Source organism: Humisphaera borealis, assembly GCF_015169395.1.
Taxonomy (GTDB): domain Bacteria; phylum Planctomycetota; class Phycisphaerae; order Tepidisphaerales; family Tepidisphaeraceae; genus Humisphaera; species Humisphaera borealis.
In genome coordinates, this window is the sequence record NZ_CP063458.1 from 1,691,197 (window position 1) to 1,704,519 (window position 13,323).

The 13,323-nt window shown below is 65.4% G+C and carries 10 protein-coding genes; 1 reads left to right on the top strand and 9 read right to left on the bottom strand.

The genetic code is table 11. The features are described from left to right. Window positions 1–11: 11 nt before the first annotated feature. From IPV69_RS06345 to IPV69_RS06385, 9 genes are all read right to left on the bottom strand, one after another. Window positions 12–593 (bottom strand): hypothetical protein, encoded by a 582-nt coding sequence (locus tag IPV69_RS06345; protein ID WP_206294080.1) that lies wholly within the window; start codon window positions 591–593, stop codon window positions 12–14. 97 nt (window positions 594–690) lie between these two features. Continuing rightward, window positions 691–1,686, bottom strand: a complete 996-nt coding sequence (locus IPV69_RS06350; protein ID WP_206294081.1) for a hypothetical protein — start codon at window positions 1,684–1,686, stop codon at window positions 691–693. Next, a complete protein-coding gene (locus IPV69_RS06355) occupies window positions 1,674–2,240 on the bottom strand; it encodes a prepilin-type N-terminal cleavage/methylation domain-containing protein (protein ID WP_206294082.1) in 567 nt (188 codons plus the stop codon). The genes IPV69_RS06350 and IPV69_RS06355 overlap by 13 nt, the downstream gene beginning before the upstream one ends. A gap of 1 nt (window position 2,241) precedes the next feature. After that, window positions 2,242–2,745, bottom strand: a complete 504-nt coding sequence (locus IPV69_RS06360; RefSeq protein ID WP_206295675.1) for a hypothetical protein — start codon at window positions 2,743–2,745, stop codon at window positions 2,242–2,244. Beyond that, a complete protein-coding gene (locus IPV69_RS06365; protein WP_206294083.1) occupies window positions 2,702–3,247 on the bottom strand; it encodes a pilus assembly FimT family protein in 546 nt (181 codons plus the stop codon). The genes IPV69_RS06360 and IPV69_RS06365 overlap by 44 nt, the downstream gene beginning before the upstream one ends. A 1-nt stretch (window position 3,248) precedes the next feature. Beyond that, window positions 3,249–3,683 carry a type II secretion system major pseudopilin GspG gene (gene gspG / locus IPV69_RS06370; protein ID WP_206294084.1) on the bottom strand — a complete coding sequence of 145 codons (435 nt, stop codon included), beginning with the start codon at window positions 3,681–3,683 and terminating at the stop codon, window positions 3,249–3,251. After that, a complete protein-coding gene (locus tag IPV69_RS06375; RefSeq protein ID WP_206294085.1) occupies window positions 3,670–4,911 on the bottom strand; it encodes a type II secretion system F family protein in 1,242 nt (413 codons plus the stop codon). Before IPV69_RS06375 ends, gspG begins: the two co-directional genes overlap by 14 nt. A gap of 20 nt (window positions 4,912–4,931) precedes the next feature. Then, window positions 4,932–6,710 carry a GspE/PulE family protein gene (locus IPV69_RS06380; RefSeq protein WP_206294086.1) on the bottom strand — a complete coding sequence of 593 codons (1,779 nt, stop codon included), beginning with the start codon at window positions 6,708–6,710 and terminating at the stop codon, window positions 4,932–4,934. Window positions 6,711–6,720: 10 nt separating this feature from the next. Further along, a complete protein-coding gene (locus IPV69_RS06385; RefSeq protein WP_206294087.1) occupies window positions 6,721–9,108 on the bottom strand; it encodes a secretin N-terminal domain-containing protein in 2,388 nt (795 codons plus the stop codon). 670 nt (window positions 9,109–9,778) lie between these two features. Here IPV69_RS06385 and IPV69_RS06390 point away from each other — a divergent pair. Next, a complete protein-coding gene (locus IPV69_RS06390; RefSeq protein WP_206294088.1) occupies window positions 9,779–13,282 on the top strand; it encodes a DUF1800 family protein in 3,504 nt (1,167 codons plus the stop codon). Window positions 13,283–13,323 lie beyond the last annotated feature (41 nt).

The window sequence follows — 13,323 nt, forward strand, 5'->3', positions numbered from 1 at the left end:
TACAGCTGCCATCACTGCCGATCCACGACAGGGCCGATCTGCGGCTCCTCGATGGGATCGGGCTGCGGCATGGACAACGGCGTCGTGGGCGTGGGCTCGGGTGTTTCGGCGACGCGGCGAAGCGTGATGCGCTGGCCGTTTTGTTGCAGATCGACTTCCGACGGCCGAACCGCGACGACCGTGCCGACACCGGCGATCGTCTCGCCGACCTGGCGTGCTTCGACATTACCCGCGGCATCGCGAATCAGTGCGATGCTGTCGCCGATCGTCCCGACGACCGCGACTGAAGTGCCGGACACCGCGGGCGCGACCGTTGCCTGCACACCGGTCACCGGGCCCGCCGCTTCGGGCATTGCGACGGCAGTTTCGAAGGACGGGCGCAGCCGGCGATTCCAGACGCGCTCGAACTCCGGCAGCGAAGGCAGGACTGCTGTCGTGGGTCGGGTGTCGGGCTTACCGCGGGCGAGCAAAGCCGACTCGCCACCGCCCGGCGACGCCGGCAACAGCAACGCGCCGGCGACCACGCCCACCGCCAGCAGGACCAGCAAGGCGGCGGTAGAGCGGAGCACGAGGTTGACGCGACGAGTGTTCAAAGGTGAATGGTCACCATGGTTCTGACGGCAATCACTTGCGATACGCGTGGATTGTAACCGGGAAAGGCCGGAATTGAGCTAGAGTTTTGGAGATCCGCTACCAGGACTGCACATGCCACTTCGGCGACTGGATATCGGACGTGTCGAGCACAGCGAAGCTGAGCCACCGCCGACCGCCGGTACCGGCCAAGATTCGGATGGAATGGCGGGTCGAGCCGTCGGCGAAGCCGGAGACGATGCGTGCCGACGATTGCGCCAGGCCGGCGCTGTCGATCAATCGCCGGATCGGGCTGCGACCGGCCGATGGCGGCGTGGCCGCCGATCGCATGAGCGAAACCGATCGGCCGTCGCCGTGGAATATCTTGTCGCGCAGCTCGATCAGGCGGCTGATTTCGAGGGTGGTCAGCGGCGGACTGGCGGCCAGGCGAAGGGCGGGTTCGGACGCCCGGCGGATGTTGATCCGGCCGCCACCCCAGCACGTCATCAGGTCGGCCACCGCCGGGCCGCCACCGGCGGGCGGACGAAGCCAACGGTCCGGCGAAATCCCGTCGAAAACCTGCCCGTAGCTGCCGATCGGCGGCGGCGTGGTCGCGGCGGCGGCGGCTCCGGGCACCATGGTGCCAACTTCCGGCCGAAGCCTGACCTTGTCTGCCAGCCCGTAGCCCGACAACGCCCGACGAACGCGCGACTCGACGGTCTGGACCTCGACCTCGGCGAGCATGGCATTGATATCGGCCTTGGCCTGTTCGTCGGCGATGGTCAGTTCGAACGTCTGCCCGCCGAGACGCAGGGTTGTCGTCAGGACCGGCGTTGCCTTGCCGTCGCGTTGCTCGCGGGCGTCGAGCAGTTGCTCGGCGATCGGCAGGATCGCCTGGCGGCAACTGACCTCGCCCCAGCGACGCTGCAGGTCGTCACGCGCGGCCCGGGCATCGACGGCGTGGCGCATCGACGAGCGACCGATCCCGACGAGCAGCGTCGCCGCAAGCACCAGGACGCCGAGCGTGACGACGAGGATGTAGCCGCGCCGCTGGTGCCGACTACGGGGTGCGTGTGTCAGGCAGGCAAGCGTATCGAGGGTAGTCACCGCAGCCACAGCGTTTCCTCCACTACGCGGGCCGGGAAGACAATGCGGACACGCACCTGCCGTGGCATCACGCCAACCTCGGGCGAGGCCGCGATGACGTCCAACTGTGTCACGCCGACCGCCACCAGTTCCGACCACGCGGGCGGCCGGGCCGGGTCGTCGAGGTCCCGTTGTTCGCGAATGAGGCACGTGCGACCGGAGGACGCCTGTCGGTCCGCGCGAATGCGATACGTGATCTCTGACAGCCGCCCGGCCGGTGCACGCGTGCTCTTGTGCAATCCGCCGTGGCCCACCATCGTGACGACCTGCCCGTTGTCTGCTGTGGTAAGCGATCGCGCGTTGGTCAGATCCTGCCGAAGCAGTTGCACGAGTGCTTGCGCGTCGGCCGGCGACGGAGAGGCGGTCAGCTTCGCCAGTCGCTGCCGGTCGCGGCTGATGGAAGCGCTCGCCGCCAGAAGTGCGGCAAGAAGGACCGTGCTCAGCACGGTCGCGACGACAACTTCAATGAGCGTGAAGGCCGGCCGGCGGGTGTGGCATCGGATGCTTTCGCGAGAACGCGTCATCTCAGTCGGCCTCCCGCCGTGCAGCGGCACTGCCGTATTCGTCGGGCAGGACAAACTCCACGGCCAGCACGAAGCGGTCGGCGCGAGCTGTGACGTTGTCGGCGGTGCGGTGAACTTCGAGCCGGACGGTTTTGACGCCGAGCCCCTGCGCCGCCGGATCGATGATCCGTCGGGTCGTCCAACGGCAGGACTCGACGCCGCCGAGGACGCCTTCGCCGTTCATGGGTATGCGATCCGGAGGGCCCGCAAGCCACTGGCCGATCAGGGTGTCGACGGCATGCGTGGCTTGAAGCTGGCGGTCGGCGTCGGCCCACTGCTGAAGGAACCGTCCGCGGGCAATGAAGACGGCGGAGAGGACTGTCGTCATCAGCACCAGGCCGGCGACGACCTCGGTGATCGTCAGGCCGTGGCGGCGCGGCCTGAGCGCAGTCGCGCTGAGCGGGCTTGCAGCACGCGCGGCGTTACCGGCGTGGGCCGGTCCGCACGGTTTCGAAAATGGCGTCAACCGCCGACTCATCATTGACCTCGGTGACCTGGCCCGTCAGCCCGGCGAACAGCAGCCAGTGCTCTTTGCCGCCGCCCGACAGGCAGACGGCATACGTCGGCGTGCGACCATCGATGGAGCAGGGAACCGTCGTTCGTCCTTCACCGGCCGTGGCAGGTGAATCGGGCAGACGGACGCGTTCGATTCGGTAGCCCGATGGCAGAACGCCGCGATACGCCAGGAACGGCTCGCCCTGGCCCCGGTCGTCGAAGCGGGTCATCGAACCCTCGTAGGGATCGAACTGCATCGTCACGGGACGGCCGGTGTTTCGCGCCGCAAGCCGGGCGGTGCCGTCAAACGTTTTTATTCGGTCGAGCACGTCGGCCGTGCGAACGGAGGCTACGGGTCCGGAAAACGACCAGGCGACCGCGCCGGCGAGGATCGCCATCAGCAAGGCGACAGCCGCGACCTCAATCAGCGTGAAGCCGGGGCGGCGGAAATTGCTCGGCCGACGGCTTGGCACGCTACTTCCCTTTGGCGGCGATGGTTTCGGCGTCCCAGTTGCTCAGGTCGGCGTCGATGCCGGAGCCGCCTTCGCGGCCGTCGGCACCCAGGCTGATGACGTCGTAAGCGCCGCCCCGGCCCGGCCGAACATACACATAGGGCCGGCCCCAGGGATCGCTGCGAAGCACCTTGATGTACTCGGGCACGAGCGACTTGAGTCCGTCGCGCAGCTCGGGGAACTGCCCCTTCTCGCCGTAATAGAGATCGATCGCGCCGGCGTAGTTGGCGATGTCGGCCCGGGCCTTGCGCACCTTCGCCTTGTCGAGATGGTTGGTGACGGCGTAGGTGACCACGCCGGCGAGCAGGCCGATGATCACCACCACCACCATGATCTCGATGAGCGAGAACGCGCGGCGACGTGGATGACGTTGGACTGAATCTTCAACCGATCGCATTTCCGGCCTCGAGAATGGGTAGCACCGTCGCCAGGATGATGAACAACACGATAACCGCCAGCACGATGATCAGCACCGGTTCCAGGATTGCCGCCAGCCGCTGGCTCGACGAGCTGACCTGCTGATCGTATGCACGTGCGAGCCGGTCGAGCACGTCTTCCAGCCGGCCGGTCTGCTGGCCGACGGCAAACACCTGCACGACGGTCGCCGGAAACGCCTGGGTTTTGGCGAGCGCATCGGCGATGTCGCCGCCGGCGGAGACGGCCTGCTCGCAGCGGCCCAGGGCGTCGGCGAGGACCGCATTGCCGACGGTTCGCCGGGCGATGCGCAGTGCCTGCACGAATACCACGCCGCTCCGTAGGAGCGTGCTGAGCACGATCGCCACACGGACAACCGCCTGCTTTCGCGCGAGTGGTCCGAACACCGGAAGCCGCAGCAGGACCGTATCGCGCGTCCGTCGGCCACGTTCAGTTCGAAGGAACGCCGTCAGGGCAATGACCGACACCGCGACGACCGACAGCAGCAGCCACCACCAGGCGAGCAGGAAGTCGCTCGCGCCTTTGACGATCCGCGTGGGCAAGGGCAGTTCCTGCCCCTGCTCCAATAGCGGTTCAAGAATCCGTGGCACCACGAACGTCATCAGGAACAGTGCCGCAAGCACCGCCATCGACAAGACGATCGACGGATACACCAGCGCGGTGCCGATCCGGCCGCGGAGCTGGTCGGAACGCTCGCGAAAGTCTGCCAGTGTTTCGAGCGAAGCGTCCAGCGTCCCGGCGTCTTCGCCGACGGCGGTGATCGCGTGGCAGAACTCGTCGAAGACCCTGGGCTGTTCGCGCATCGCGGCGGCCAGCCCTGTGCCTGACGTCACGCGCTCGCGCAGTTGCAGCAAAACCGACCGGAACCGGCCGCGATGCAGCGTTGCGAGCGTTTCCAATGCCTCGGGCAAGGGCACGCCGACGTTCAGCAGGGTGGACAATTCGCGGACAAACGCCGTGACGTGATGACGGTCGCGACCACTGGTCAAGAACCGCTGCTTGCGTATCAACGGCTCTGCGGCAGGGTCAACGACTTTCGGTTCGACGACCGATGTTGAGGACAGATCGCGCACCATCAGGCCCCTGCCGCGGAGCAGGTCGCGGGCCTGCCGCGGGGTGTCGGCGGTTACCGTGCCCCGCTGTTCGGCGGTGCTTTGTCCATCGGTGGCTCGGTAGGTGAACAGGGGCATGGTCGCTGCACAGAACGGCATCAGGCGATGCGCGGGCCTTCGATCTCTTCGCCTTCCAGCGTCACGCGTTCCACTTCGCCGATGGTCGTCACGCCGGCCAGAACCTTGGCCACGCCGTCTTCGCGAAGGGTTCGCATGCCAGCGGCAATCGCCGCGTCCTTGATCCGTCCGGCATCGGCCTGCGTGGTGATGAGCCGACGGATCGGCTCATCGACGACGAGTAGTTCGAACATACCGAAACGGCCGCGGTACCCGGTCCGACGGCAGGCGTCGCAGCCGCGGCCGCGTCGCATGCCGGCCGTCTGGCTGGCATCGACGCCGAGCCATCGCAGCCCCGCCGCGGTCGGCTTGGCGCGAGCGGCACAGCCGCCGCATATCCGCCGAACCAGCCGCTGCGCCAGTACGGCCCGAAGCGAGCTGGCGACCAGGTAGGGCTCGATGCCGAGGTCCATTAGTCGAGTGACTGCGCTTGGAGCGTCGTTCGTGTGCAGGGTACTGAACACCAGGTGCCCCGTCAGCGCCGACTGGATCGCCATCGACGCCGTCTCGCGGTCGCGAATCTCGCCGACCATGATGACGTCGGGGTCCTGTCGCAGCACGCTGCGAAGCCCGCTGGCGAAGGTCATGCCTTTGCGATCGCTGACCTGCGTCTGGCTGATGCCTTCGAGCTGATACTCGATCGGATCTTCCAGCGTCAGCACGTTCTTTTCCGTGCTGTTGATTCGCCGCAGGGCCGAATAGAGCGTGGTGCTTTTCCCGCTGCCGGTCGGCCCGGTGACCAGGCTCAGGCCGTGCTCGGCGGAAATCAGGCGACCAAACCGGGCGAGGGTTTTGTCGTCCATGCCGAGATCGGTCAGCTCGTACAGGCGGGCGCTTTTGTCGAGCAATCGGATGACGACGCGCTCGCCGTAACTGGTCGGCAGGCTGGCGATGCGCAGGTCAACCGACCGCTCGCCGATCGACACCGTCGCCCGGCCGTCCTGGGCCAGCCGTTTCTCGGCGACGTTCATTCGGCCGATGACTTTCATCCGGCCGACGATTTCTTCCTGAACGCCCTTCGGCAGTTCGAAGCTGTCGTACAGCACGCCGTCTATGCGGGTACGAATGACCAGCCGTTGCTCGTAAGGCTGAATGTGAACGTCGGACGCACCAGACTGCGCCGCCTCGAACAGCAGCAGGTTGACCAGCCGAATGACCGGGGCGCGGGCGGCGTTGTCGAGAAGGTCTTCCCGCGAAACCAGTCGGCGTACTTCGTCGATCAGCGCATCGCGTTCCGCGGCGCTTTCCTGTTTGGGCTGGGCGGCGGCGGTAGCTTTGGCGGGCTTGCGAAGGCTGTCGATCATCGCCTGCGCCTGGCCGGTCTGGCGCTCGTAGGCGGCGTTGATCGCCGAGGCGATCGCGGCCGGGGGCGCGAACATCGGATCGAGACCGACGCCCAAAAATCGTTCGACGACATCGAGCAGATCCAGCTTCCCGGCGTCGCCGATCACCAGGACCGGCCGGTCACCGGGCGTCTTTCCCTGCATCGCGATCAGGTTGTGCTGACGGGCGAATGCGATCGGTGCCTCGGCGACAAACGCTGGTAATGCTGTTCGATCGGCAAGCCCCGGCGCGAACGGAACACCCAGCGAGGCCGAAGCCGCCCGTAGCACCGCCACCTCATCGAATCCCGCGGCCGCAGCGGCGGCGGTAAGCACAGGCAGACCGCCGCGATCGGGCAGCGCAGTGCCCTTTGCGTCCGGCGATGAAGGCCGCAGGCCGCTGATTCGGTTGCGAAACTGGAGCAGGCTCTGGGACATCTTTGACGGTTTACCGTGCCGGCACGGGGTTGCTCTGCGGGAAGTCGCCGGGAATGCTCGCCGCCAGCCCGTTCTGGACGGACAGGTACTTGAGATCTTCAAACTTGTCGTCCCGCAGGATGACCGGGCGGATAAAGACGAACAGCGTTGTATCGGTCGACGATTTGGTGCGGGTGCCGAACAGGATGCCCAGACCGGGGATGTCACCCAGGAACGGAATCGAATCCATCGTCCGCCGCAGGTTCTTCACGGACAGGCCGCCGACCACGATCGTGTGCCCGTCGGGAATGGTGACCGTGCTGTCGACCGCATTCTTCTGGCTCGGCGGTGGCAGCCCGTCGGCACCGGCTCCGGTGAAGCTGCTCAACTCGACGGAGTAGGTGAGCTGCAGGTAGTCCCCTTCGCTGATGTGCGGTTCAATCGTGATCGACGTTCCCGCCTGCGCCTGTCCGCCGAAGCCGGTTCGCGACTGGTTGGCGGAGGTGTCGAGGATCTCGGCGAACGGCTCCTGGGCAACGCTCTGGAGCCGACCGCGTCCGTTGTCGTTCACAAGCAGCTTCGGAGCTGACACGAGGCGCGACCGCGTATTGGTCGCGAGGGCGCGAATCACGACGTCCGCAATGTTGGGGCTCAGCAGGGCGAACGTGCCGCCTTTTGCGGCGACCGGCGTCAGCATCCCGGTGATCGGGTCCAGCCCGCTGACTCCGAACGAACTGAACGTGATGACCTTGCTCCCGTCGAATCCGCCCACACGCGCGATGTCCACGCCGATGGTCGCTCCGTCGGTGGTGTCCAGCGTGACGATCGTCACCTCGACCTGCACCTGCGGCCGGCGCTGATCGAGACGACTGATCAGGTCGGCGTAAAGCTGCTGCACGTCCGGCGGCGCGATCACCACGATGCTGTTGGTATTGACGTCGGCGGCCACGCTGGCGTCGCGGCCGCGGAACGATCCGCCGGCCGGCAGGCTATTGCGGAACGCTTCCTCATTGACGCCGTAGGAACGACGCCCCGCACTTCCACCCGAGAGGAATGGCGAACCGGCCGAGGACGTTCCCGCCGGCTGGGTATTGAACGGGAGGCCTGTCTCATTCGATAGTGGCCGGGCCGCGGCGGCCGTCGGCGAGCCTGCAACGGCCGGTCGCATGCCATCGGTTGGCGGGCGCGCCGTGCGATCCGAAGCCGGCTTGGTCGGATCGCCGGGCTCGACGGTCGCATTCGAATCGGCATCGGCGAGCAGCCCGCTGATGGTGGAAAGCACATCGGCGGCCTTGGCGTTCTTGAGCTTGTAGAACCGCACCGGGCTCTGTGATGCGATCACCGGAATATCGATTTCCTTCACCACCTCGGCGACCTGCGCGTGGAACTGCGCCGACGCCGTGATCACCAGCGACTGGCTCTCGCGATCAACGCTCGACCGGTAGGTCCGCTTCTGCGCCCCCTCGCCACCGGCGAGCCGGCCGACGAGCTTGTCGAGCCGCTCCGGCGATACCGATTTGAGGCGATAAACTTTGGTCTCAAGGCCCGGGTCCTTATCGAGCCCGGCGATAAGCTCGAGCACTTCCGCCATTCGCCCGGTCGGGGCCGACACCAGGACCTGGTTGCCACGCTCGTCGGCGATCAACGAAATGCCGGAAACCCCGGTCCCGCCCTGCTGGGTTTCCTTGCCCGACAACAACTGGGCAACCGTCGCGACCACCTGCGTGGCGTCGGCGGATCGCAGGGGGACGAACTTTGTCTCGGCAGTATTGCCCGTGTCGAGGGCGCGAATCAACTGCGTGCACTTCTGCACGACCGACGGGTAATCACTGATGATCAGCGCCCTGCGGCCCGGCACCGCCTGGGCGTTGCCGCCGGGCTGGGTAAGCAGCGGCCGCACCGCCTCGGCGAGCGACGTCGGATCGGCGCGCTCCAGCGTGAACACCTGCGAGACGACAATGCCGGGTTCGAGATCTTCCGGCGCCGCGCCGGCCGGCGAGGGTCGGCCGATCGCCGCGAGGCTGGGTGCGTTGACGATCTGTTTCCAGCCCGGCTGCTCGGCATCGACCAGCGCCATGCCTTTCATGCGGAGCGCGCTCTGCAACACGCCCAGCAGTGCCGCTTCGGGCACGTCGCGCGGGACGCGGACCGTGACCCGTTTGCCCGCGATCGTTTCGTCGTAAAGGATCGGGATGCCGAGACGCTTGGTGATAATGTCGGCGAGCAGCTTGATTTCGATCGGTTCCGAGGGGAAGTCCATCCGCACCGCCGGACCGACGGGAACGCCTGGCACGGCGTTGCGCGGCGGGTTCGTCGGCGCGGTCGTGGGGAGCGTGGTTTGCCCCGCCACATCCGACGCGACGACCGCGGAAAGAAGGATACCAGCAATACGGGTTGAGATCGCGGCGTTCACTTGCATGACACCCTCGCGTTGGTCCCGAGTGGGGCCAATCGTCGTTCCTTTGAATTGGCCACTTACCGGCTGATTTCCGGGATACCGGCGGAGCAAAGCAACATAAGTAGCGCCGCCAAAGAAAGGTAAAGCATCAATATCGGCCCGCCGGAACCTACGCCGGCCAAGGCACCCGAACGCAACGAAAGCTCCGGTGCGTGACGGCGTGCTGCCTGACGGACGTGTCAGCCTAATACAATCGAAGGAGACATCTCAAGTAGAAACCGTTGGGAATGCCCGGCGGCCGAGGAATACCATAGGCCAGGCATCGCGTGGCGGATGGCGTCTCGTGATAGTCAGGCGTCTCAGCGTCTGTACGGACATGGCCACCGTTGACCCACTGGAAACGGCGGGCATACAAACTATTTTCAAATGTGTTGACGTCGCGGCAAAAAAGATTGACAGCAGGTTGTATCTGGGTAGTCTGGACGATATTGGACGGGTCTCACGACCGTCGGAAGGCAAGTCATCGCGTCGCGAGTCGGGTTGGCGACCACGAGCGGCGCGACGCAGGTCAGCTCATTACAGGTCTCAGGCAGTCCAGTTCTCGGTGTAGCGAAGGTCATTTCAGTACAAGATCCGGAATGGACGGCGCAACGATGCGGCATTCCCGGATTGTGAAATCGGAGGATCGCATATGTTCCCACGACGCGAATGGGTCGGCCGACTCGTATTCTCTCTCGCGTTGCTGGTCGGACTTGCAGGGCCCTGGGTCGAATCGGCCCACGCTCAGGCGATACCGGCGCTGACCTCTGCCGTCTCCCGCAAGGCGCACGGAGCCGTTAACTTTGACATACCGCTTCCGCTGGCAGGCGGGTCTGGCATCGAGTGTCGGCTGGTCGCCGGTGCACCGACCCTGGTCCTGTTGTTCGATCAGCCCATCACCGCCGGCACTGCCGCGGTAACCGGCGGCACCGGATCGGTGGCCGCGGGCGGGGTCACGATCGCCGGCAACGCGATGACCGTCGTCCTGACCGGCGCTACCAATGCCCAGGCCGTTACCGTGACGGCTTCCAACGTTCTCAGCGCCGCCGGCGGCACGCTGACCTCCGCGGCTGTCACCGTTCGCCTGCTCCACGGCGATCTCGACGCCGACGGAACCGTCACCAATGCCGACGTTAGCCTGGTCACCGCAGCGGTGGGCGTCGCGGTCAGTGGTTTCAATTATCGCTTCGATCGGGATTTCAACGGCTCAATCACTGGCGCGGACGTCACCGCCGTCTCCGGAGCACTCAACACCACGGTTGCGGGCGGGGCCAGCGCGAACACGCTTCCCACGATCAGCAACATCACCGATCAGACGGGTGTGACCGGCGTCGCCGGTTCGCCGATCGCGTTTACCGTCGGTGATGCCGAAAGCGGCGCGGCTGCGGTGGGTGTGCGGGTGCTTTCCAGCAACACGACGCTGGTCCCCACCAGCGCGACCGCACTGGGCGGCAACGGCGCCCCGCGAACGCTCATCATCACGCCGGTTTCCGGGCAGACCGGAACGGTCACGATCACCGTCGAAGTGGGCGACGGCATCGCGGTCGCCTCCGACACCTTTGTCCTGACGGTTACCCCACCGCCGAAGCTGTTTACCGCCTACCTCCGTCCGCAGGGAGGGGCGATCACCCCGGGTTCGGGTTTTGCCACGCTGCTGCTCAGCGGTGACGAGACCAAGGCCGAGCTCAAGGCGACCTACGCCAACCTGACGACGCCGGAGGTTTCCAAGCACATTCACGGCCCGGCAGGTCCTGGTGTGAGTGCCGGCATCCTGTTCGATATTGATACGGCTGAGTACAACGAGTCGAGCCAGAGCTGGCGTTGGGACATCGGTCCGGTGGCCCCTTATAGCGCGGCCGAGATCGTGACGGCGATCAAGTCCGGCAACACGTACATCAACATTCACAGCTCGCGTTACCCCAACGGCGAAATCCGCGGGCAATTCCTGCTGTCCACCGGTTCGATCACGTTTACGGCACCGGCCGCTCCGCCGGCATTGCCCGGCGGACTGCCGACCGCACAGGACGCGGCACGATTCCTCCACCAGTCCACGTTCGGCCCGACCAAGGCCGAAATCACCCGCCTGCAGCAGATCGGATACGACGCCTGGCTGACCGAACAGTTCGCGATGCCGACGAACCGGCTGGTGACTCAGCTCGCCAACAACGGTTTCGAGACCCCGACCGTCGCCGCCGGCGCCATCTCCGCCAACCCGACGGGCGCCACCTGGGTGTTCACCGGTACCAGCGGCATTACCGCCAATGGCAGCGTACTGACCACCCCCGTCAGCCCGGCGATTCAGATCAACGCCCCGATGGGAAGCCGGGCGGCGTACATCAAGGCCACCGGCCGCATCGCACAGACGTTCAATGTCGGCCAGGCGGGCAAGTACATCTTCAGCTTCCTGGCGGCCCCGCGAACCAATCTCGGCGGAATACCAACACTCTCGCTCAAGCTCGACGGCGTTGAAATCGGGAACTACGTCCTGTCCCGAACGCTCGCCAGCTCAGATGCCGGGCGCTACAACGGATTCGTGACGCTCCCGGTCGCACTGACCGCCGGCAGCCATGTGCTGGCGTTCGACGGTGTGACGACGGGCGCCGAAGACACGGCTTTCATCGACGACGTGCGCATCGCCCTGGCGAGCAGCCATTACGGCTATGTTCGCGCCCGCCTGGCGATCGACAACGGCTCGATCAATGGGGCCTCGCGAAACATCGAGACTTGGTGGCGTAACTCGATCACGGGTGACGATCAGCTCCGGCAGCGCGTTGCGTTCGCCCTTGCCCAGATCTTTGTGGTCTCTGCACAGGACGGGACCGTCAACGGGCGGACCGAGGCGCTGGCGAATTACCACGACATGCTCGTGGACAATGCCTTTGGCAACTTCCGGGCGCTCCTACGCGAGGTGACGCTGCACCCGATCATGGGGCAGTACCTCAACATGCGGGGCAATACCAAGCCGCTGTCCCCGCTCTTTACCGCACCGAACGAGAACTATGCCCGCGAAGTGCTCCAGCTGTTCTCGGTGGGGCTCAACACCTTGTGGCCCGATGGCACCCTGAAGCTGGGCACCGATGGTCTGCCGATCCCGACCTACGACCAGTCGGTGATCGAAGGTTTTGCCAATGTCTTCACCGGCTGGAACCTCGACACAACGACCGGAACGGTCGTCCCCTATCTCAATGACGTGACCATCACGAACCCCGACGGAACAAGTTCAGTTGTTCGTCGCATGCAAAGCCGCAATGACACGTGGTCGGCCCCCATGTCAGTGAACGCGGCCAATGTTTCGACGAGTTCCAAAAAGCTTCTTAACGGGGTGACGATTGCAGCCAATGCGAATCAGACCGGCGGTGTGAACGGAACGGCAAACGCCGAGCTGAACGCCGCGATGGACAACATCTTCAACCACCCGAATGTCGGGCCGTTCATCTGCCGGCAGTTGATCCAGCGGCTGGTGACTTCCAATCCCAGCCCTGCCTACGTGTACCGCGTTGCCCAAGTGTTTGATAACGACGGGACGGCGGTCCGTGGGAACCTCAGGGCGGTCATAAAGGCAATCCTCACGGACTACGAAGCCCGTTCGACGGACATGATCGCGAACCAGGGTTTCGGGCACCTGCGTGAACCCGTTCTGCGGGTCACCGGAGCGATTCGGCCCTTCAGCCCGACGTCGGTCACCCCAGGCAGGTTTGCGATTACAACCACCGATACGCAGCTCGGCCAGACACCTTTCCGATCACCGACGGTGTTCAACTTTTTCGAGCCCTACTACGTGCATCCGGGGCAGCTCGCCGACAGCGGGCTTAACGCCCCGGAGTTCCAGATCTCGACCGAGATCATGGCTGTCAACGTACCCAACTTCCTCCGGACGGGCATCTATAACGCCAGCGCGACCACCATTCCGGTGTTCCAGGGTGGTGACATCCGGCTGAACCTTGCGTACGAGCAGGCGATTGCGGGCAACGCGACCGCGCTGGTGAACCACCTCAACCTGTTGTTGATGTGCAATTCGATGCCGGCGGCGATGAAGACCCGCGTGATCAGCGCCGTCAATGCCCTACCGGCGGCGACCGCGAACGACCGGCTGGTGCGGGCACGTTTCGCGGTCTACCTGATCACATCGGCGTCCCAGTGTGCCGTCCAGAAGTAGCGCGGTGATTGGTCTGTCGGGTTCGTTCGGCCTTGCAAGTT